This window comes from Serratia sp. S4 (genome assembly GCF_000347995.1).
Taxonomy (GTDB): Bacteria; Pseudomonadota; Gammaproteobacteria; order Enterobacterales; family Enterobacteriaceae; genus Serratia; species Serratia quinivorans.
In genome coordinates, this window is the sequence record NZ_KB661120.1 from 2920742 (window position 1) to 2942314 (window position 21573).

21 protein-coding genes are annotated in these 21573 nt (G+C 52.0%); 11 read left to right on the forward strand and 10 right to left on the reverse strand.

Annotated elements, in window-relative coordinates; genetic code table 11:
• Window positions 1–33: 33 nt before the first annotated feature.
• The gene (locus SERS4_RS0114380) at window positions 34–1737 is read right to left on the reverse strand and encodes a SulP family inorganic anion transporter (RefSeq protein WP_017893034.1); all 1704 of its coding nucleotides are present in this window, start codon (window positions 1735–1737) and stop codon (window positions 34–36) included.
• A 234-nt stretch (window positions 1738–1971) separates the two neighbouring features.
• On the opposite strand from SERS4_RS0114380, the gene SERS4_RS0114385 reads away from it, so the two are divergent.
• The 3 genes from SERS4_RS0114385 to SERS4_RS0114395 all read left to right on the forward strand — a co-directional run bounded on the left by SERS4_RS0114385 (window position 1972) and on the right by SERS4_RS0114395 (window position 4291).
• On the forward strand, window positions 1972–2511 hold the full coding sequence (locus SERS4_RS0114385) for a septation protein A (protein ID WP_012145404.1): 540 nt from the start codon (window positions 1972–1974) through the stop codon (window positions 2509–2511).
• Window positions 2512–2586: 75 nt separating this feature from the next.
• On the forward strand, window positions 2587–3015 hold the full coding sequence (gene yciA, locus SERS4_RS0114390; protein ID WP_012145405.1) for an acyl-CoA thioester hydrolase YciA: 429 nt from the start codon (window positions 2587–2589) through the stop codon (window positions 3013–3015).
• A 250-nt stretch (window positions 3016–3265) separates the two neighbouring features.
• Window positions 3266–4291, forward strand: a complete 1026-nt coding sequence (locus SERS4_RS0114395) for a LacI family DNA-binding transcriptional regulator (protein WP_017893035.1) — start codon at window positions 3266–3268, stop codon at window positions 4289–4291.
• 18 nt (window positions 4292–4309) lie between these two features.
• On the opposite strand, the gene SERS4_RS0114400 is transcribed toward SERS4_RS0114395, so the two are convergent.
• From SERS4_RS0114400 to SERS4_RS0114415, 4 genes are all read right to left on the reverse strand, one after another.
• Window positions 4310–5278: a nucleoside hydrolase gene (locus SERS4_RS0114400; protein ID WP_017893036.1), complete on the reverse strand. Its 969-nt coding sequence runs from the start codon at window positions 5276–5278 to the stop codon at window positions 4310–4312.
• On the reverse strand, window positions 5275–6492 hold the full coding sequence (tsgA, locus tag SERS4_RS0114405; RefSeq protein ID WP_012145408.1) for an MFS transporter TsgA: 1218 nt from the start codon (window positions 6490–6492) through the stop codon (window positions 5275–5277). The genes SERS4_RS0114400 and tsgA overlap by 4 nt, the downstream gene beginning before the upstream one ends.
• Window positions 6493–6820: 328 nt before the next feature.
• The gene (gene tonB, locus SERS4_RS0114410; protein ID WP_012145409.1) at window positions 6821–7567 is read right to left on the reverse strand and encodes a TonB system transport protein TonB; all 747 of its coding nucleotides are present in this window, start codon (window positions 7565–7567) and stop codon (window positions 6821–6823) included.
• A 237-nt stretch (window positions 7568–7804) separates the two neighbouring features.
• Window positions 7805–8458 carry an epoxyqueuosine reductase QueH gene (locus SERS4_RS0114415; RefSeq protein ID WP_017893038.1) on the reverse strand — a complete coding sequence of 218 codons (654 nt, stop codon included), beginning with the start codon at window positions 8456–8458 and terminating at the stop codon, window positions 7805–7807.
• 181 nt (window positions 8459–8639) lie between these two features.
• Here SERS4_RS0114415 and SERS4_RS0114420 point away from each other — a divergent pair, with 181 nt between their 5' ends.
• Window positions 8640–8936 (forward strand): YciI family protein, encoded by a 297-nt coding sequence (locus tag SERS4_RS0114420; RefSeq protein ID WP_012145411.1) that lies wholly within the window; start codon window positions 8640–8642, stop codon window positions 8934–8936.
• A 183-nt stretch (window positions 8937–9119) separates the two neighbouring features.
• On the opposite strand, the gene SERS4_RS0114425 is transcribed toward SERS4_RS0114420, so the two are convergent.
• Window positions 9120–9665 (reverse strand): TetR/AcrR family transcriptional regulator, encoded by a 546-nt coding sequence (locus SERS4_RS0114425; protein WP_017893039.1) that lies wholly within the window; start codon window positions 9663–9665, stop codon window positions 9120–9122.
• Window positions 9666–9787: 122 nt separating this feature from the next.
• Here SERS4_RS0114425 and SERS4_RS0114430 point away from each other — a divergent pair, with 122 nt between their 5' ends.
• Entirely contained in the window at window positions 9788–11260 is a 1473-nt protein-coding gene (locus SERS4_RS0114430; protein ID WP_026142398.1) for an MFS transporter, read from the forward strand.
• A gap of 196 nt (window positions 11261–11456) precedes the next feature.
• Window positions 11457–11948, forward strand: coding sequence for a Dps family protein (locus SERS4_RS0114435; RefSeq protein WP_012145415.1), 492 nt, complete (start codon window positions 11457–11459; stop codon window positions 11946–11948).
• A gap of 46 nt (window positions 11949–11994) precedes the next feature.
• Here the strand turns inward: SERS4_RS0114435 and SERS4_RS0114440 are convergent, their stop codons facing one another.
• Entirely contained in the window at window positions 11995–12171 is a 177-nt protein-coding gene (locus SERS4_RS0114440; protein WP_071593055.1) for a YciY family protein, read from the reverse strand.
• A 252-nt stretch (window positions 12172–12423) separates the two neighbouring features.
• Here SERS4_RS0114440 and cls point away from each other — a divergent pair, with 252 nt between their 5' ends.
• The gene (gene cls, locus SERS4_RS0114445) at window positions 12424–13884 is read left to right on the forward strand and encodes a cardiolipin synthase (RefSeq protein ID WP_012145416.1); all 1461 of its coding nucleotides are present in this window, start codon (window positions 12424–12426) and stop codon (window positions 13882–13884) included.
• Window positions 13885–14139: 255 nt separating this feature from the next.
• Complete coding sequence (locus SERS4_RS0114450) at window positions 14140–14463, forward strand: HI1450 family dsDNA-mimic protein (RefSeq protein ID WP_004945300.1); 324 nt, start codon at window positions 14140–14142, stop codon at window positions 14461–14463.
• 64 nt (window positions 14464–14527) lie between these two features.
• Here the strand turns inward: SERS4_RS0114450 and SERS4_RS0114455 are convergent, their stop codons facing one another.
• Entirely contained in the window at window positions 14528–15292 is a 765-nt protein-coding gene (locus SERS4_RS0114455; protein WP_012145417.1) for a DeoR/GlpR family DNA-binding transcription regulator, read from the reverse strand.
• A 301-nt stretch (window positions 15293–15593) separates the two neighbouring features.
• Between SERS4_RS0114455 and SERS4_RS0114460 the strand changes: the two genes are divergently transcribed.
• From SERS4_RS0114460 to SERS4_RS0114470, 3 genes are all read left to right on the forward strand, one after another.
• Window positions 15594–17036, forward strand: a complete 1443-nt coding sequence (locus SERS4_RS0114460) for a glycerol kinase (RefSeq protein WP_017893042.1) — start codon at window positions 15594–15596, stop codon at window positions 17034–17036.
• Between the two features lie 24 nt (window positions 17037–17060).
• On the forward strand, window positions 17061–18308 hold the full coding sequence (gene eutH / locus SERS4_RS0114465; protein WP_017893043.1) for an ethanolamine utilization protein EutH: 1248 nt from the start codon (window positions 17061–17063) through the stop codon (window positions 18306–18308).
• 68 nt (window positions 18309–18376) lie between these two features.
• Window positions 18377–18733, forward strand: a complete 357-nt coding sequence (locus SERS4_RS0114470) for a DUF1937 family protein (protein WP_026142399.1) — start codon at window positions 18377–18379, stop codon at window positions 18731–18733.
• Between the two features lie 70 nt (window positions 18734–18803).
• On the opposite strand, the gene SERS4_RS0114475 is transcribed toward SERS4_RS0114470, so the two are convergent.
• Both SERS4_RS0114475 and SERS4_RS0114480 read right to left on the reverse strand, forming a co-directional pair.
• Window positions 18804–20021, reverse strand: a complete 1218-nt coding sequence (locus SERS4_RS0114475) for an FAD-dependent oxidoreductase (RefSeq protein WP_017893046.1) — start codon at window positions 20019–20021, stop codon at window positions 18804–18806.
• Complete coding sequence (locus SERS4_RS0114480; protein WP_026142400.1) at window positions 20018–21415, reverse strand: NAD(P)/FAD-dependent oxidoreductase; 1398 nt, start codon at window positions 21413–21415, stop codon at window positions 20018–20020. The genes SERS4_RS0114475 and SERS4_RS0114480 overlap by 4 nt, the downstream gene beginning before the upstream one ends.
• Window positions 21416–21573 lie beyond the last annotated feature (158 nt).

The window sequence follows — 21573 nt, forward strand, 5'->3', positions numbered from 1 at the left end:
ATCCAAAAGGCACGCTTCGGCGTGCCTTTTTGTTTATTGAGCCACGGTCGGTTCCGCCTGTTCCTTACTTTGGATCAACTTTAGCGCCAGGTACAAATCCGGTACCAGGATCAATTCCCGGTCGCGCCCCATCCGATTAATACGGAACCAGCGCGTCAGCTCGGTTCGGCGCCCTGCCAGCACCAGCTTCACGTTACGCTGTAACAAATCACGTTTCAATTCGTCGATCGCCGCCAGTACGCTGATATCGGCGTGAGTAAAGCTGGCAACGGCGTCCACCACCACCCAACGCGGCTGGAACGGTGTGCTGTCCACCAGGTTCAGGATCCGCCGTTTGAAATACGCCACGTTGAAATAGGTCAGCGGCGAGTTGAAGCGATACATCATCACACCGGGTACCGCTTTAATGCCGTTATTGTTGCCCATCGAGTGGATCATACCTTCCTCATTGACGCCCAACAGCTGCTCAGTCGGGCGGAACACCGTGCGCAGGAACTGCATCAGGCCCAGTAAAACCGCCAGGCCAATGCCGCTGATCACCCCCACTAGCAATACGCTAAGGAAGGTAAACATCGCCAGCCGGAAGGCCTGGGCATTGCGTCGCCGCATGATCCAGATGCCACGAATATCCAGCAGCGACCAGGCGGCATACATCAGTACCACGCCCAACCCCGCGACCGGAATAAACTGTAGCGGCGCCATCAGGAACAACAGCACGAAGGCAATTACCGCCGCCGCAATGATCGACACCAGTTGGCTCTTGCCGCCGTTGGCATCATTGACCGCGGTGCGTGAATCCGCCCCGCTGATGGCGAACCCCTGCGACAGCGCCGAGACAATATTCACCAGCCCGAGCGCACGAAACTCGGCATCCGCATTCACCTCGTAACCGTTTTTCGCCGCGAAGCTTCGGGCGGTCAGCATCATGCTGACAAAGCTCACGACGGCCAGGTTGAGCGCCGGGATCACCATGTCACGTAGCAAACCCGGTTGAAAATCCGGCCACTGCACTATCGGCAAGACATCACTAAAGCCGCCGACCGTCACCACACCATGCTGCTGCAGCTTGCATGCCCAGGTAATAAACGTGACCAGAACAATGGCAAATAACGGTGCCGGCCAGTTGGGGCGCCATTTTTTAAACCCGATCAGCGTAACCAAAGCCAGTAACGAGACCGCCATGGTCAGCCAATCACTGTGCATCAGGTTGCCTGGCAGCGCGTAAATACGTTCGATCAGCTGCGCCGGGTGCACACCAAATCCGAACACCTTGCCAATCTGATCGACCATGATGGTAATCGCCACGCCGTTCAGCAAACCGCTGAGTATCGGCCGTGAGAGTAAATCGGCCAGTGCGCCCAGTTTGAAGCGGCTGGCCAACAGACACCAGGCGCCCATCATCGCCGTCATCATAATGGTCAATTGCCAGTGGCGTTCCATATTACCCGCCGCCAACGGGGTCACAACGGCGGCAATCACTGCACAGGTCGCCGCATCCGGCCCCACAATCAGTTGGCGTGAGGAGCCGAAAAACGCATAGGCCACCATGGGTAAAATGCAGGAATATAACCCCACTATCGGGCTGACTCCGGCCAGTTCGGCGTAGGCAATCGCTACCGGCAAGGCCACGGCGGCGACGGAAAGCCCGGCGCGGATGTCCGGTTTGAGCCAACTGCGTTGATACCCTAATAAATGCGTCAAACCGGGCGTAAGCGCCTGGAGAGATTTCCACTGCATAAACTGTTTTCCGTTATAAATTATCCGGCTATTATTGCGCGTATCATGCGATGCCAATGCCGTGCTGGCAATCTGCCCGCCGCGAACTCGCGACCTCAATCGTAAGTTTATGCAAATTCCTGCTTTCATGGCGGAAATCCGGCGGCCAAACGCCGATAATCAGCAGTTGCCAGCGGTACACAGAGCCCGCCAAATCCGGTATAGTCGGCCGATAAACAGATGATGGATTGATTTATGAAGCAGTTTCTTGATTTCCTCCCGTTAATTGTCTTTTTCGCTTTTTATAAGCTCTACGATATCTATGTGGCCTCTGGCGCATTGATTGTTGCTACCGCCCTGGCGCTGGTATTCACCTGGTTCAAATACCGCAAAATCGAGAAGATGACGCTGATCACCTTCCTGATGGTGCTGGTGTTCGGCACTTTGACGCTGGTGTTCCATAACGATTTGTTTATCAAGTGGAAAGTGACGATCATCTACACCCTGTTCGCGCTGGCGCTGCTGATCAGCCAACTGGTGCTCAAAAAACCGTTAGTGCAACGCATGCTGGGCAAAGAGCTGACGCTGCCGGATAAAGTCTGGAACAGCCTCAACCTGGCCTGGGCAGTGTTCTTCCTGGTCTGCGGCCTGGCAAACATCTACGTCGCCTTCTGGCTGCCTCAGAGCGTTTGGGTTAACTTTAAAGTGTTCGGCCTGACCGCGCTGACGCTGGTCTTTACTCTGCTCAGCGGCGTTTATATTTATCGGCACATGCCGGAAGAACAGAAAAAATAGTTACAAAATTGTTAATGCCCGTGGCCTTTGCTACGGGCAGTATAGTGAAATCCCTTCTTTGATAAGCAGACAGCTATGACTCAACAACGACCTTTACCCAGTGGCGAAATGGTGCTGCGAACGCTGGCGATGCCGGCAGATACCAATGCCAACGGCGATATTTTTGGCGGCTGGCTGATGTCGCAGATGGATATCGGCGGCGCTATTCAGGCCAAAGAAATTGCCGAAGGCCGCGTAGTCACCGTGCGTGTGGATGGCATGACCTTCCTGAAGCCGGTCGCGGTAGGTGACGTGGTGTGTTGCTACGCGCACTGTATCCGTACCGGACGCAGCTCGATCACCATCAATATCGAAGTGTGGGTCAAGAAAGTGTCTTCCGCCCCTATCGGCCAGCGCTATCGCGCCACCGAAGCGGTGTTTACCTATGTTGCCGTAGACGATGAAGGCAATTCACGCGCCCTGCCCGATGGCAAGATGAACTTCCGCGTCGGATTCGAAGAATAAGCCTTAGCGCCAGGATTCTTTTTCAAAAAGCCCGATGTGACCCATCGGGTTTTTTTATTGATGCTGATTACCCGGTGTCGCAATACCCTGTTTCGATAACGCCTTTTGAACGTTAAAGGCCTGAATCTTGATTTTGCTTGTGTATAATCAACCGGGTACCCTCACGACCTGGGGCGCCTATGGGTATTCTGTTAAGGGATGCGCACTATCAATCCATCTTGTGACATAAAACTGAGGTTATAAGTAGAGAATGGCTACCCTTAAAGACGTTGCACTCCATGCCGGTGTCTCTGTAACGACAGTATCGAATTTTATTAATAATAAAAAAAAGCTCAAAGATGATACCCGGCATAACATTCTGGAGGCTATTCAAGCTACCGGCTACCGACACAATGCCCTGGCCGCCTCACTGAAGAAAAGCTCTGCGAGCCTGAGAAGCATTGGCATCATTTCCATCGTTGACCAAAATCCCTTTTTCTCCGAGTTATTCTTCAAGCTGGAAAATGAGTGCTTCAAGCAAGACTTTACCGTTATCTCCTGCTTCCGCCATAAAGATAAAGAGGATTTACACACCTACATTAATTTGATGTCGGGTCGTGTTGACGGAATCATCCTCATCTCGTTAAAACGCGATAAAATCGATAACGTAATCAAACATATCCATGCGGTCCCCGTCGTTGCCATCGCTTTCGATATCGGTGATGTAATGAGCCTGTGCGGCGGTACGGAATTCAATTTACACAATGAGACCGGCGGCTACATAGCCGGCAGATTTTTGCTGTCCAAAGGGCACAAAAAAATTGCCTGCGTTACCGGCCCAAAAGCGTTAAAAACCACGGTGAATCGCATAGGGGGTTTGAAAAAGGCACTTGCAGATTTTAATCTGCCGGAAGACTCAGTCGATTTTATCGAAGGGGATTACACCTATCAGAGTGGCGTTGATGCCATGTATCAACTATTTTCCTCCGTGGCGTTGCCAACGGCCATTATCTGTCATAACGACTTAATGGCCATTGGCGTACAAAATGCAGCGAATGAGTTAGGTTTGAAAATTCCAAGGGAACTCTCGGTCATTGGCTATGATGATATAGAAATGTCCAAATTGTCTTTCCCGTCACTCACCACGGTCAGAATTCCTTTGGACGACATTGCTTACCAGGCGCTGGAAGGGTTGAGCATGAAAATGTCCACCCCAGGCAGTAAAGCAATAATATCCGCCACGCCCAGCCTGGTTGTCAGGGGCTCAGTCAGTGAACCCACCGATTTTGGCAAATGACCGTCAAAAACGCGTAGTCTAAGCGGTAACCCTCTCCGCCATGGTTGCCATATAGAGATCGAGCACGCCCCGATGGTCAACCTGAACACAGACCCGTTGCTGAGGTTTGCCACTCCACTCATCGATAGGGTAAGGTTTCGCCCCTTCCTTAAGCAGGGTATGCCCGATGGCCGGCCCCTCGGTAATCACCCGTACAGCACCGACTTTTACGTCAAACAACTCGGGCGCAATGGCATAGGCAATGGCCGAGGAGTCATGTACATAGAATCCATCCATGCCGATCTCCCTCTTATGAAAATCAGCGTAAAAACGCGTGATCTGGTAAATGAACTCACCGTACCGGGCTGAATTGATGCGCAACCGCTCAATATATTCGCTGCTCATCACCGTTTGCTGAGTGACATCCAGTCCGACGACGGTAACCGGCCAGTCGGTGGTCATCACTCTATCGGCTGCATGCGGATCACCGATGATATTGGCCTCGGCAAAAGGGGTAACATTGCCCGTATGACCGTTATGGCCAAATGCCCCGCCCATAATAATCACCTCTTTAACCAGGCTGGCGATGCCGGGATCCTTTTCAACCGCCAGGGCAAGATTGGTCAACCTGCCGACGGCAATCAGCGTGATTTCACCAGGATGCGCTTTTACGCTATCGATGATGTAGTCATGTGCCGCTCGCTTATCAATACCCTGGTAATCCCCCGCGGGGATATCTATATCCCCCAAACCATTTTCGCCGTGAACGAAAGTGGTCGCCTCACCCGCCGCTACCACCAAAGGCGTATCTGCACCCACGGCGACATCCGCAGTCAGGCCAAACCGCTGCTTTATATACAGGGCGTTTCTTGTGGCATTCTCAATGGTCGCATTGCCAAAAACCGTGGTAATGCCCACCAGCTCGATCTGGTCACTGGCATGCGCCAATAGCATCGCCATAGTGTCATCAATACCGGGATCCGTATCAAAAATGACTTTTCTCTTCATAAGTATATTTCCTTTGTGGATTTGGAATTTTCAACCTTCTCAAGGATCAGGCAGGCGACAACGCAAACGCATACGGCAGTAAAACCCAGGGCGGTCATGACCATCGCACTGGCAACCCCGAACCGCGCAACCATGGCGGCAGACAAGGCCGGTGAAATGGTGCTGCCAAGGGTTCCGCACGTCAGCAAGAAGGTGACGAGCACCGCGGGTGAGTTTTTAACCTGCTGAGAGCCAACAGAAATCCCTAATTTATAGACACATGAAGTCAGGAAACCGAACCCCAGGGTGGCGGTCAAAAAGACTTTCGGGCTATGGGTCATGCTTAAGTAGAAGGTTACGACAATGGCGATGACAGAGACCGTCACCAACATGACCCTCGCGGGGATCTTATTCACTAATATGGCGGCGGCGATTAAGCCAAACACGGATGGCCCCCAATAATTTCGCACTGCCGCACCGGAATCCGTCGAAGATAAACCAAACGCCTGCTGCAGGTAGCTGGGCGACCAGGTCAGGAAAGTGCTTTGGGCGAACAGATAGATACCCAGCGCTAGCCCCATCAGAATCACTCTGGGGGTCATAATCTGTTTGAAGTTAAATCCGGAAGCGCTGGCGTTGGCTTCACCTCTCGTGTTTTCCGCCAAATCCCCTTTCGGGTATTGCAAAACAAAGGTGCTGATAAACACCAGTGCGGCAATAATGCCGACCAGTCCGTAAGCATTGGTCCATTGCATGTTGGCAGCGATGATCATTGTCGCCACCGATGGAAAAATAAAACCTGAGGCGCTAAATGCACAGTCGGTGGCGATAAAGGCGGAAGCGCGTTTGTTTTCATCAAAAACTTTGGAGATCAGTACGGCACCACCTGACAAACCGGTACCGCAGCAGGCTCCCAAAACAAACAGATAAAACGAGACGACAAACGGATTTCTGACCTCAAGAAAGACCAATGCGGCCATAACAATCAGAAAAATTGCATAGGTGGCTCGCAAAATGTGACGGATCTCAAATCGGGAATACACCACCATCGAGATGAATGTCCCCAGGAGAGTTCCGCCGGTCAGGTACGAGAACATGGCCGCGGCGTCCGTAATACTGATATCCAGATATTGAGACATCGGACTAATGACAATGCCTATTTGAGTGAGGAGTCCGGCCATCACCATGTAGGTCATAAATGAGACTGACAGTAAACTTGCTTTGTAAGAACTCATAGCTTTCCCCGAAAAGGTTTAACGTTACACCAATTTATTTTGTTTTATGCACCTTTTTATTGAAGTGATCGGGTTCACAATTCGTTCAGAAGGCTGTTATTAATACAACAAGTGGGATGGGGATCGTATTTTTTCGAGGTAAATCCAGAGAATTAACCCCGGAGTAGGGTTTTTATTCATTAGGCCAGGGGCGAATCAACTAAAGGTTTATCGTTACACCCTTTTATTTCCAACAAAATTTCAAAGCGAAGACGATGTTTTACCAGGTCGCAGACAGCAAAAAGGGTCGCATGGCGACCCTCTTCGTTATAAAAAAACCATCTCAGTGTCAGTTCATTTCCGTGGTGCCATTAATTTTAAAGCGAATGTTTACGGTACGATCTTTCGCTTCTTTGGCTTCATAACGCCACTTGCGTAATGCCTGTTTCACTTCACGCTCAAACATATTGCGCGGCTCCGCAGACAGGATACGCACGTTACTCACACGACCATCACTGTCGATATCAAACTGCACCCGCACATTGCCTTCAATCTGCAACGCTCTGGCACGCGGTGGATAAATCGGATCGGCACGGCTGATCGGTTTCGGCCCCACATCTCGTGAATTGCCCTGAATCGGTGCTGCCGGCCCCTGCTTCACCGGGGCCTTATCGATAGGCTTGGCCGGTTGGTTATTTTCAAACGGCGACGGCTCACGCGGTTCGGCTTTCTGTGGTTCACGCTTAACCGTTTTTTCGACCTTCGGCTTCGGTTTTGGCTTCGGCTTGGGTTTTACCGGCTCCGGCTTCAGTATCGCCTTCGGCGGCGGCTCTGGGAGCGGTTCCGGTTCCGGCTCGGGTTCCGGCTCTACCTGCGGCTCTGGCTCAGGTTCGGCCGGTGCAGGCGGAGGCGGCTCTGCCATCGCGGCGGTATTGATCATCATGACGCTGATCGGCGCATCTTCAGGTTTAGGCAACTCCATCACTTCCTTGACAGAAGCATAGAGCAGACCCGCCACCAGGGCGCTATGTAAGCCAACAGACAGGATAATTGGCACGGACAAACGACGATTAAGGAACATCTTTTTTAGCGGCATAATGATTCTGTTTCCTCTGGTTCGCCAAGTTTAAATGCAAATAGCAATCATATTCAATAACGAATGGCAAACTATCGCTCTAATCGTCATTATTCATCGCTAAAACCTGCAAACTCATGGGGATATTAACCTTTCATTTGCCTTTTAACTTAGGCTTTTACACGCTTCATTAACCTGATTTACCGCCGCCGAAAATAAAAAACCCGCCGTAGCGGGTCATTCGTCACCAATGCAGCGTTACTCTTCATCGCCGTAATACAGCACGCCCAGTTTGATCAGCGGCCGGCCCTGCGCCTTGCGATGCAGGTTGCTGTCACGCAGCGAATAGACGCAGCCACAGTACTCCTGCTGATAAAAGCGTTCCCGCTTGCTGATCTCAATCATCCGCGACGCACCGCCCTTTTTACGCCAGTTGTAATCCCAATACTCCAGATCCGGGTATTTTTCCGCTGCGCGCACGCCGCAGTCGGTGATTTGCTGCATATTCTTCCAGCGTGAAATTCCCAGCGAACTGGATATGGTGTCGTAGCCATGCTCATGCGCGTACAGCGCAGTGCGTTCAAAACGCATGTCGAAACACATGGTGCAACGGATCCCGCGCTCAGGTTCGTGCTCCATTCCTTTGGCGCGAGCAAACCAGTTGTCAGTATCGTAATCGGCGTCGATGATCGGCACGCCATGCTGCTCGGCAAAGCGGATGTTCTCATCCTTGCGCAGCAGATATTCTTTTTGCGGATGAATGTTCGGGTTATAGAAGAAAATGGCGTATTCGATGCCAGAAGCCTGAATAGCTTCCATCACCTCACCGGAACAGGGCGCACAGCAAGAGTGCAGCAGCAGTTTGCTTTTGCCTTCAGGCAAGTCGAGTTTATCTCTAACCAGTTCCGTCATTTCCTCACCTCTGGATCCTTGTCTCATTAAATCGCGCGGCCGCACTATACGAATAAAAGCTAGTCGCTTCAAGGCATAAGCGCCAGCCGCAGGCAAATTCCAACGGTCAGGCATTCCCATGTATCCCCTTTTGCGCTACTTTACATTTACCGTTCTATAGCAATGATTTTAAAGGTGAAACATGCTTTATCTGATCTACGCACAAGACGTACCCAATTCATTGGAAAACCGCCTGTCGGTACGCCCGGCCCACCTGGCACGCCTGCAGGCACTGCGTGATGAAGGCCGTCTGGTGGTGGCCGGTCCCAATCCTGCCATCGACAGCAACGACCCAGGCAGTGCCGGTTTTAGCGGTTCTACGGTGATTGCGGAATTCGCCTCACTGGCAGACGCCCAAGCCTGGGCCGAGCAGGATCCCTACGTTGCCGCCGGCGTTTATGCTGACGTGACGGTCAAACCCTTTAAGCAGGTGTTCTAGTTTTAATCACGACCCGCTGGATTCTGCTGCCGCGGGTTAGGCATTATCGCCTTTCCCGCTAAATTACAGACAAAAAAAGCCAGCACGGAGTGGCTGGCTAAAGGGTTCTTCGAGGGAATATCTTGTTCGATAAAACTACTCTTTTCACCTGCTGGTCCGCCAGCTATCGCTGTGATAGGTGAACTATTTTTTCGCCAGAATCAGCGTCTGCATATCCGCGAACATGGCATCCCATTCCGGCTGGTTAATCTCCATCAGGCCAAAGAAACGCAACATAAATGCCCCTTCGGTAGCCAGAAAGGCCAACCGCGCCCGCTTGCCTTCCTCGGTGGTTAAATCCAGACCGGCGATCCGGCTGCGGTACCACTCGCGCGTGCTTTCCAAATGCTCTGGCGTTTGGATCAGGGTCGCCATCAGCCCTGCGGCCTTGGCGCTGGATGCCTGATCGGAACTTTGGGTGGCCTGCATATGCGCCCGCACTGTCGTTGTGGCCGAGGGACTTTCCCCAGCAATGGCATCGAAAACCTGGTCATAGGCTTTACCCCAACGCTCGAACATCGCATCAATCAACGCGTCTTTAGTACCAAAGCAGTACTGCACCCCGCCCTTGGAAATCCCCATCGCCTTGGCAACAGAATCAATGGTCAACCCGGCGGCACCCTGCCTGGCGACAATCTCCTCCGCCATATCCAGAACCTTGTCGCGATCGATGCTCCGTTGACGTCCCATTGAGAAACCCTCTTTTCAATACATACGTATGGATATATATTACGCCAGTATACCACCCGGCGCGTTCGGGTGGTGACCTTATGGCAACGCATCCGCGTCGCCTGCTTTTTTGGAATAATATTATGCACGCAAACAACCGCTGGTTGATCCTGGCAATGATCTCCAGCGCGCTATTTTTGATCATTATCGATATGACGGTGCTATACACCGCATTGCCACGGCTGACCCAGGCGCTGGACGCCAGCGCCTCGCAAAAATTATGGATTGTGAATGCCTACCCGCTAGTGGTCGCCGGGTTACTGCCCGGTGCGGGCATGCTGAGCGATCGCATTGGTCATAAACGGCTGTTTATGGCCGGATTGCCGGTGTTTGCCGTCGCCTCCCTTTGTGCCGCCTTTTCTCCTTCAGCCCAATGGCTGATCGCCGCCCGCGTATTTCTTGCGGTAGGTGCGGCGATGATGATGCCGGCAACCCTGTCCATTGTCCGCCATGTGTTTACCGACGAACGTGAACGCGCCCTGGCGATTGGCATTTGGGCCGCAGTCGCGTCCGGTGGTGCCGCTATCGGCCCGGTGGTCGGTGGAGTCTTGCTGGAGTATTTCTGGTGGGGATCGGTATTTTTAATCAACGTCCCTGTCGTCATGGTGGTGCTGCCGCTGGCCTGGCGATTGATACCGCACTGCGGTGGGGAAAATAAGCGCCCTTACGATATCATCGGGTCAGTGCAGATCATGGCCGGTCTGGTGGGTAGCATCTATGCCCTGAAGGAGCTGAGCAAAACAACGCCCTCCATTTCTGCGCTGGCAATCGCCGCCACCATTGGCATTTTGTCGCTCTGGCTGTTTGTTCGTCGACAGCGTCGGGCCCGTTACCCGATGATCGACTTCTCACTATTTCAGAATCGGCTGTTTGCCGGCGGCGTCGGCGTGGCTCTGGTGTCGATGGTTGCGCTAGTCGGTGTTGAACTGGTACTGACTCAACGCCTGCAACTGGTGCTTGAGCTGAGTCCATTACAGGCCGCGCTGTTTATTCTGCCGATCCCGGTGGCCTCCGCACTGGCCGGTCCGCTGGCCGGTTTACTGTTGCCGCGTTACGGCGAGCGCAACATGATATTCGGTGGATTGTTCCTGACCGGCCTGGGCATTGCCGGGCTGGCTCTGCTTTACCAGAACAGCCTGATGTCGCAGTTGGCTTGTCTGTTTATCGCCGGTTTTGGCATCGGTGGTGCCATTACCGCCGCGTCGACCGCCATCATGCTCAACGCTCCGGAAGAAAAATCCGGTATGGCTGCCTCGATCGAGGACGTGTCCTATGAGCTGGGTGGCGTGCTCGGTATTACCTTGCTGGGTGGGTTGATGACCGCCATCTATAGCCACAGCCTGGTGTTACCCGACAATTTGCCAGTGGGCGATGTCGCTTACGACAGCATTGATGAAGCCCTGCGGCTGGCTGCCAATCTGGCTGTCGAACAGGCTGAACAACTGAGACAACTGGCTCGGCTGGCTTTCGACCGAGCATTTATCGCGGTGTTGATTGCAGCAGCATTACTGATGGCGCTAAGCGCCGGCGTGGCAAAATTGGTCTTACGCAAGTAATGATACCTAGCAGCTGTTGTTGTTAACGCATTCTGCTTACACTGAATGGGCAATTTGCTTGTCGGATTTATCGTTATCGGTTTCAGCAATTGCATTGATGCTTTTGATCGTCTTTAACCCTGCGATAAATCCGGTTACTGTGTTTGTTATGGATATTGTGTAAATCATCGAATCAAATAATCAGGAGAAGATTATTATGGCAACGACGAAGAAAGCAGCGAAAAACCATATCGGCCTGGACAGCAAACAATCGGCAAAACTCTCGGAAGCGTTGAATGCGCTGCTGGCAAATTATCAGGTGCTGTATATGAACGTGCGCGGCTACCACTGGAATATTTCCGGCCCGCACTTCTTTGAGCTGCACGTCAAATTTGAAGAAACCTATAACGATCTGCTGACCAAGGTTGATGAGCTGGCAGAGCGTATTCTGACTCTGGGCTCGCAGCCGCGCCATGCGTTCAGCGATTATCTGAAAACGTCTGATATCAAGGAAGACACTAATGTCACCGACGATAAAGGCACGTTGGGTGGTTTGCTGCACGGCTATTCGGTGCTGCTGCAACAGCAGCGCGAGTTGTTGACGCTGGCCGCCGATGCGGGGGATGAAGGTACTGCTTCACTGATGAGCGACTACATCAAAGAGCAGGAAAAACAGGTTTGGATGCTTAACGCCTATCTGGGGAAATAATCACAACCCAGCTAACAAAACAGTCCCCTTGGGGACTGTTTTTGTTTTACCACTCGTAGGCCACCACAAACAGCAATGAACGCCGGTGCTGGTCATCCAGGCGACGTCGCACCCGAATAATATGCCGATTGCTGCAAGACTGGCGTTCCAACCAGCGATGCCTGCGGCGCTGACTCTGCCGCAGCATCCGCCAGCGGCCCACCTCGTTTCTACTGCGTCTCATCGTTTTGTCACTCATTCGTCAAATGCCAACGGCGGGCATTATAGTCCTTTCATTACAGGATCCAAGCCACAGTTCAGCGTATTTTAATCCGGCTGGGCGACGCGTCTTCCGCGCCAAAATGTTTTTTTGTTTACAGCAAGTGCCTTAAGCCAATCATATTTTTGCAACATAAGCGCCGAGAAAAGGTTTCCCCTTTAGCGTTCTGTGCGTACACTCATCGTTGGTGGTTTGCGAACGGGATTTTTCGCCTTTATGACAACATTTTATACCGTAATCAGTTGGCTCATGGTGTTCGGTTACTGGCTGCTTATCGCTGGTGTAACACTGCGTATTCTGATGAAACGCCGCGCCGTACCTTCCGCTATGGCCTGGCTGCTGGTGATCTATATTCTGCCGCTGTTCGGTATTGTGGCTTATTTATCTTTTGGTGAATTACATCTGGGCAAACGCCGTGCCGAACGCGCCAAGGCCATGTGGCCTTCTACCGCACGCTGGCTGAGCGAGTTAAAAGAGAGCCAGCGCATCTTCGCTACCGATTACAGCGAGGTCGCCAGACCCCTGTTCCAACTCTGCGATCGCCGTCAGGGCATCGATGGCGTTAAGGGCAACCAACTCCAGTTACTCACCACTACCGATGCAACGCTGAAGGCGCTGATCCGTGATATTGAGCTGGCACGCCATAATATAGAGATGGTGTTTTACATTTGGCAGCCTGGCGGGTTGGTCGATCAGGTAGCCGAATCGCTGATGGCCGCTGCACGCCGTGGCGTACATTGCCGCCTGATGCTGGACTCTGCCGGTAGTTTGCAGTTCTTCCGCAGCCCCTATCCTGGCATGATGCGCAATGCCGGTATCGAGGTGGTGGAGGCGCTCAAGGTAAACCTGTTCCGCGTATTCCTGCGCCGAATGGATTTGCGTCAGCACCGTAAAGTGGTGCTGATTGACAACTATATTGCCTACACCGGCAGTATGAACATGGTCGACCCACGCTATTTCAAACAGGATGCCGGGGTCGGTCAGTGGATCGATTTGATGGCCCGTATGGAAGGCCCGGTCGCCAGTACCATGGGCATCGTTTATGCCTGTGACTGGGAGATTGAAACCGGTAAACGGATCCTGCCGCCGCCGCCGGACGTCAATATCATGCCGTTCGAACAGGAAAGCGGCCACACTATTCAGGTTATCGCCTCTGGCCCCGGGTTCCCGGAAGAAATGATCCACCAGGCGTTGCTGACTGCGGTTTACTCAGCACGTGAACAGTTGATCATGACCACCCCCTACTTCGTACCCAGCGACGATTTACTGCATGCGATTTGCACCGCCGCCCTGCGCGGGGTTGAAGTCAGCATCATTGTCCCACGCGATAACGATTCAACGATGGTCCGTTGGGCCAGTCGCTCTTTCTTCTCCGAACTTCTGGAGGCTGGCGTACGCATCTATCAGTTTGAAGACGGTCTGCTGCATACCAAAAGCGTACTGGTTGATGGCCAGCTCAGCCTGGTCGGCACGGTGAATCTGGACATGCGCAGCCTGTGGTTGAACTTTGAAATTACCCTGGTGATTGACGATGACGGTTTCGGTAGCGATCTGGCCTGCGTGCAGGACGACTATATTGCTCGTTCGCAGTTATTGAATGCCGCAGAGTGGCAGAAACGGCCTTTTTGGCACCGTATTGTTGAGCGCCTGTTCTACTTTTTCAGCCCGCTGCTATAAACGCCGTAACGGGCATGCTTCATACCCGTCGCCTTTCAAGTTGCAGCGTTGTTACCTGCACTCGGTTATGTGGCCCGTCCATGGGCCACCCCCCTTCGGGGCCGCTGCAAGCAGCGTTCAAATCGGCTCCCGGCAGATTTGTCACCCCCAGTTACTTACTTAAGTAAGCGCCTGAGGATGAATGAGCTGGTCGCCTAGCTGCAACTTGAAATTCATAGGGTATAATGAGGAATCATTTGTTATCGGGATTTAATTATGGATTTGAATAACCGCCTTACTGAAGACGAAACGCTGGAACAGGCTTACGACATCTTTTTGGAGTTGGCCGGCGACAATCTGGATCCGGCGGATATTCTGCTGTTCAACCTGCAGTTTGAGGAGCGCGGCGGCGCAGAACTGTATGACCCGGCGGAAGACTGGTCAGAACATGTGGACTTTGACCTGAACCCGGACTTTTTCGCCGAAGTGGTGATTGGCCTGGCGGACAGCGATGGTGAACCGATCAATGACGTGTTTGCCCGCGTGTTGCTGTGCCGTGAGAAAGACCACAAGCTTTGCCACATTCTGTGGAAAGAGTAACAGCGCATACATCAATATAAACCATGCCGGTCACGTTGACCGGCATGGTTATTTATCTTTGCCGTCAGGCGACGATCACCTGGAGATTGGCCGGGAAAACCAGGTTCTTCAATTTCTTCTCCGGATCGCTGGTCACCAACCACGAAATATCTTTTAAATCTGCGACCAGGCCCGTCGCATGGTTATTCAGCTTATGTCCATCGGCGAGAACAATGGTTTTGTTGCTGTTTTTGATCATCTGACGGGCGATCGCCGCTTCGTTCAAATCCTGATCCATCACCCCGGCCTTAGGGCTCACCGCACCCGCGCCGATAACCGCATAATCCGCATAGAAAGCGCTGATGCCCTGCAATGCCACCGGCCCAATGCATTCCATTTTTGACAGACCAAATTGCCCGCCGATCAAAATCAGGTCAATCGTCGTATTTTCATGAAACAGGTTAGCAATAACCGGCGAATTGGTGATAACGGTAAGCTGGTTAATGCCGGCAATCTGTTTGGCAAATTCTAAGGTTGTGGTACCAAAATCGATAAACAGTGAGTCACCGGGCTTGATCAATTCGGCAGCTTTAACGGCTATGGCCTTTTTGTCATCCTCAGCCAATCTGGCTCGCTGATTAAACTCCAGCTCAAACCCAAACTGAGCGATGACTGCCCCACCATGGATTTTCTTGATGTGTTTGAGTTCTTCAAGCTTATTGAGATCTCTGCGGATGGTCTCCTGCGAAACATTAAAATCATCAGCCAGTTCATTGACGAAGACTTGCCCGTTAGTTTTCAACTTTTCGAGAATGATGTTTCTGCGTTCTAGTGCGTTTGAATAATCCATCTTCTAACCCATCTCGCTGCATTTAACATGATAAAAATTGTGGATTTAAGAGTTTTTCATTGCTTAGTTGGCAATTGTTCACCAACTCCAACCATGAAGCAACAGCCTATTGAACTTTCACACACAAAAACACAGCAACAACCACATCATAACCACACTGCCATCAGTAAAAACCGCGATATTGGTCACAATTAAATCGAATGTTGTGATTTTAATGTTGATTTAATGTGCTTTAATGATAATAAGTAATATAAACGGGCACAATGACAACATCTAAACCACAAATAGACCTGAGGGCTTTATGCTGAACCAACGCTATGCAGCCATTGACCAAGGAACAACCGGAACACGCGTCGTGGTGTTCGGCGAGGATGGGAAACACTTTTCCCCCGCCGCCATCGCGCATAAACAGCTAACGCCCAATCCGGGTTGGGTTGAACATGACCCGATGGAGATCCTGCGCAACATACGAACCTGTATCAGCCAGTGTGGCGTCGTCGATGCTATGGGTTTGGCTCATCAGGGAGAGAGCGTTGTTGCCTGGGATGCGCAGAGCGGTTTACCGCTATATAACGCCATTATTTGGCAAGACCAGCGAACTGAATCCGTTCTCCGCCGTCTGCGAGCAGAAGGTGTAGAAGAAACCGTTCGAGCAAAAACCGGCTTGCCACTGGATACCTATTTCTCAGGCAGTAAGCTGGGCTGGATTATGCGCAATGTGCCCGGTGCCGACGAGCTTTCCCGCCGCGGTCAGTTACGGCTTGGCACCATGGACAGTTTTTTCATGTTCCATCTGTGCGGCACTCATGTCACGGACTACAACTCAGCCTCCAGGACTTCGCTGTTCAATATTCACACCCTGCAATGGGATGAAGAACTGTGCCGGATTTTTGGTGTTCCAATCGCCACATTGCCAGAAATTCGGGATAATATCGGCCACTTTGGCGATGTGACTTGCTCTGGCAATACCACGCCATTGACCGCCTGCATCGTCGATCAATTTGCCGGTACCTATGGCCATGGCTGCCTGCAACCCGGCCAGATGAAAATCACTTTCGGTACTGGCGCATTTTTGCAGTCTATTACCGGTACCGTGGTGCCCGATGCGCAGGGCTCGGGTCTATTGCCGACGCTATGTTGGAAATTACCGGGTGAACCCCCGCTCTATGGCCTGGATGGCGGCGTCTATAACGCGGCATCAGCCATCAACTGGGCCAAAAAGATCGGCCTGTACAGTGATATCGAGGAGTTCTCAGACTTCCCGGATCAACCGGCTATTGCTCGTGGATTGGCATTTATCCCTGCGCTCTCTGGGTTGGGCTGCCCATATTGGGATCGCTCCGCTGCGGGTCTCTGGGCCGGGTTGTCGCTCGAAACCGAACGCAAAGATATGCTGCAATCCATTCTTGAAGGGATCGCCATGCGCTCAGCCGAGGTGATCTACGCCATGGACAAAGTTCGCCCCATTGGCGACACCATTTCTGTGGACGGTGGCCTATCGGCAAATCTCTACTTTAAACAGTTTCTGGCCAGCCTGATCCAAAAACGCATCGTCACGCCGTCAAACCGGGAAATTACCGCCCAGGGCGTCGCTTTATTGGCGCGCAAGGGGTTAGGTAATGCCCACCCCATGAACGTAAGCACACAACACGTTACTACTGAACCTGCAGAACGCGATCTGTCCCCTTATTTTGCAAAATATAAGGACATTATTTCCCGTTCCCGCAATCTGCGTAGCGAATAAATAATAAGAAAAATGGAGGCAGTTATGTCTGAGATTGGCAACATCATTATCTATATCATTATGGCCGGAACCCTGCTCGGTGCCATGGCATCGGTGATAAAACCCGAAAGCGGCTTAGGCAAGGAGTTCGTCAATGGTATCCACTCGATTGGCCCCGTATTTCTGGCACAAGCCGGTATTATGGCGGCGATCCCGATCCTCTCTTACGCCATTACCTACACCGTCGGCCCACTGTTCCAATCAATGGGATCGGATGCGTCCATTGCCGCCCTTTCCATTATCGCCGTTGATATGGGGGGCTACCAGTTGGCGGACGCCATTGCCGCAAACCGGGATCAATGGATCACCGCGATGCTGATTGGCTACACCTCGGGTGCCAGCATCGTTTATTTGATCCCGGTCGGTCTGGTGATGTTACAACCCAAAGACCACAAATATCTGGCTCTGGGCGCCATGGCAGGATTGATCAGCATCCCATTTGGGGTATTGATTTCATTGACGATCATCACCTTCAATAATATTCCTATGAGGGACATTATCTCCACATCTTCACCCGCCAACCATTACCTGAGCATCGACTTTTTCAATGCCTTACAGCTACTTTCGCCCCTGTTTGTCTTTTGTATTCTATTGGCATTGGGACTGAAATACCGAACCTTGTGGATGGTTAAATGCTTCCTGTTCTTTGGCAAAATTATGGATGCCTTTATCAAGATGGTGCTGGCCGCCTGCATTATTCAGCACTTCACCGGCGTGTTTAGCAAAATCTTTGGCGGTTGGGTATTTGACCCTCTCTTCGCCGACGAAAAAGAACTTTATCGGGCCATTGAGATTGCCGGTTATATCGGCATCATGCTGGCAGGTACCTTCCCGATTTGTTACCTGTTCCAAAAATATTGTCAGCGCCCGATGAAGTTTATTGGCCGCCAACTTCGGCTTACCGACGCTGGAGCCATTGGCATGGTCATGGTGCTGGCAAATATCATCGCCGTCTATCACCTGTTCAAAGATATGCGAGCCCGCGACAAAGTGTTATGCGTGGCTTTTGGTATCTGCGCCCAGGCCACATTAGGCGACCATTTGGCCTTTACCGCTAACTTCCAGCCGACCCTGGTCCTGCCAATTATGGTCGGAAAATTTCTTGCCGGCGCCATTGCCGTAGCCATCGCTATCTTCATTTCCGTACCGGAAGCGCAACGTATGGAAAAGCGCGATCAGGTTGAAGAGGACGCGGTACAAAACGATCGACCGGCCGTCCCTCAAACCATTTAATCCCCCTATTTTATTCCCTTGCTGTGCCTTCCCAAGGCGCAGCTTTATTTTAAATCTATGAGGTCACCATGCGTAAGATATTCCTTGCCTGCCCCTACAGCCATGCCGATGAGAATGTAGTCCAGGAGCGTTTCCTTGCTTGTAATAAAGTCGCTGCCAACATCATCGAGGCGGGCCATGCGGTTTTCAGTCAGGTAACCATGTCGCACCCGATTAATTTGCAGTTGGCAAAGACCGATAAGGCAGAGATTGGTAAAATGTGGGCTCCCGTTGACGCCCTGTTTTTAGATTTGATGGAAGAGTTGGTTATTTTGGATCTTGCCGGCTGGGATAACAGTGCAGGCATCAAGCGAGAGATTGAGTTCTATCAATCTCGCAATCAACGCGTAAGCCTGTGGTCAGAAGTTGAGCACGAATTTAAATAACTCTCTGTAATCCGAACCAAAAATAAGCCTGCAAATTTGCAGGCTTTTCGATGGGCCGAGTAAAGAAAGCCTAGCGGGCGATAACCCTTATTTGGCTGTCCGATGTTAAGCCAGAAATATCGATATTTTTCAGAAGAATACGACGTTCAGGCAAGCAACGGTGTTTACCACGGTAAAGTTCCTTTTCACCATCACGCACGATGATTTCGCCTTTATGATAGCGGTTAACACGCACGTTCAATGTGACGCGATCCGCGGCCTCTGGCGAGACGGAGATAACATTGGGTGCGGCAATACGGAATACCTCATCCAATTGAACTGGAATATCAAAACGCTGCGCACCTTGCCGTAGTAGTGATTGTGCAACCAACCGACCTACGCGTAACCCCTCCAGGTAACACTGATCGCCCATATCAGCGGGATGAGTCATATTGCCCACCACATAATAATCGCGGTCAGAACAACGGCCATGTTGATCGAACCATGGACGGCCACTCTCTGGCTCATAGGCCAGGTGGCTGTTACGAATCAGCGTATATTCACCGGTAAAAAGGCCGGTAAAGATAATACTGTCGCAGGCCAGTTGCTGCGCACTGCCGTCTGCGGCGGTAAATTCGATACTTTCCACCCGTTCACGGCCATTGATCTGGGTAACATGCGCCCCCAGGTGGAGTTTCACCCCCATAAGGCGGGCATATATTGCTGCCAGACGAAACGCAGTTGGCCGGATGTTTTCATCAATCAGCGCCAGGGCTTTAATACCCGCATTGCGTAACGTCCAGATAGTGGAAAAACTGACTAATTCAGACCCTATGATCACCGGTTGAATACCCGGCTTTAGTTTTTTCAAATAGATAAACTGCTGCAATGCCCCCGCGGTCAGCACCCCCTGCGGCCTGACGCCGCTAACCAGTCTGGCGTGGCGTGGCGTTTCGCGCACACCGGTGGCAATAATGACGCGTTTACCTACCAGGGTTTCAAGACCCCGGTCGCTGGAGACCGTCACTTCACCACCGGGTTTGATATTCACCACCGTGGTGCCGGTTCTGATTTCACAATTGTTTTGCACCAGGCTCAATATCCGCTTGGCCCAAATATGTCCTTTCATCGGTCGGTGGAAGGTCTGCATGCCGAAGGTTGGGTGGCGACAATGGCGCGGTACACCACCCGCCTCCTTTTCTCTTTCCAACAACAGAACGCGGTTTACTCCCTCGTCCCATAAAGTCCGGGCGGCGGCCAAACCGGCAGGCCCTGCGCCAATAATAATGACGTCGTATAATCGACTCATTCTACCCTCCCGACGACCAGCGTATTATCCAGACGGTCGCCCGCAATTTCGGCAACCTGATTACTACAGAAAAAACCGTTACAACGTCCCATCATGACGCGAGTGCGGCGACGCAGACCCCCGATACATTCAGGCGGTACCGCCGAGTGGAAGGCCGCCTCCAGCTCGCGTCGCGTAACCAATTCGCAATGACAAATGATGCCGCCATTGCCCGAACAGGCATAATCGCGCGGTTGGTAGTCAGACAACATCGGCATCACCGGCCACTGCACCTCGGCTGGCGGTTGGGTTGAAAACAGCTCGCTGAAATGGTTGCGGTAAAGATCTTCCACATGGGCGGCAATGCCCAACGCGGCAGTCAGCCCGGTGGACCGAATGCCACCTACGCTGACCCAATTATCCTGAGGGTAATGATAAATTCGATACTCTTTCTTTTCCGTTGCTGGGCGAAGGCCAGCATAGGTGGCGGTAACGGTATATTGGCCCAACGTCGGCAGCATTTGGCTGCCTTTTTCAATCAGCCCTTTAAGCACCGCCTCATCCACATCCGCACGATCACGATCGGTTTGTTCCTCGGCCGTTGGACCCAAAATCATATTGCCGAAGATAGTCCGACACAGCAGAACGCCTTTGGTGGTGGCTGTCGGTACCGGCAAGATAATGGCATTGATATCTGCGGCCGCCGCTTTGTCATAGACCAGAAACTGCCCCTTGCGTGGGCGGATCTCATAGTCCGGCGTACGCCACAGTCCATCGATCAAATCGCCATGGTTGCCTGCACAGTTAATCACCAGCCTGGTTCTCACACTGCCCTGACGGGTGTTTAATAACCAGCCTTGCTCATCCTGCGTCGCATTGGTCACTTCGCAATTGAAACGGTATTCTCCGCCATGCATCACGCCCTGCGTGACATAAGCGAGCGGCGCGCTCCAGGGGTCGATGACATATTCGCCGGGGACAAATACGCCCCCCAGCACCCCTTCGGCCAATTTGGGCTCGCGCAGGTAAACATCAGCGGCTGAAATTTGCTCCACGTCAGTCACCCCATTTTCATGCGCTTGCTTCACAATGCCAGGGAGAGCGGCAAGCTGTTCTTCATTCCAGGCCACCACAATAGCCGTGGTCTGCAACAGCGGGAGATTCATCTTTTCCCTGATCGCCAAATATTCTTCGTAGCCGGCCTGCATGCATTGTAATTCCAGGCTTCCTGTAGGTGCATCGAAGCCCGTATGCAAAATGGCGCTGTTAGCCTTGCTGGCGCCCGACAAGATATCACCGCCCCGCTCCAGCAATAGCGTTTTCGCCCCCATAAGGGTGAAACGCCGGAAAACGGCACATCCCACCACGCCACCACCAATAACTACCACATCAACATTTTCATTCAGCTGTGTCATACGCGTTATCTCACCACGAAACATGTGATAATAAAACCACACAAAAACGGTAATTACAACACCAAAACCACACCAAGCAACGCTAAAGAAAAAACTCAGCCAACACAAAAATGCAATTAATTTCCTTATAATCAGTTAATTGTTTTTTAATCTAAAAA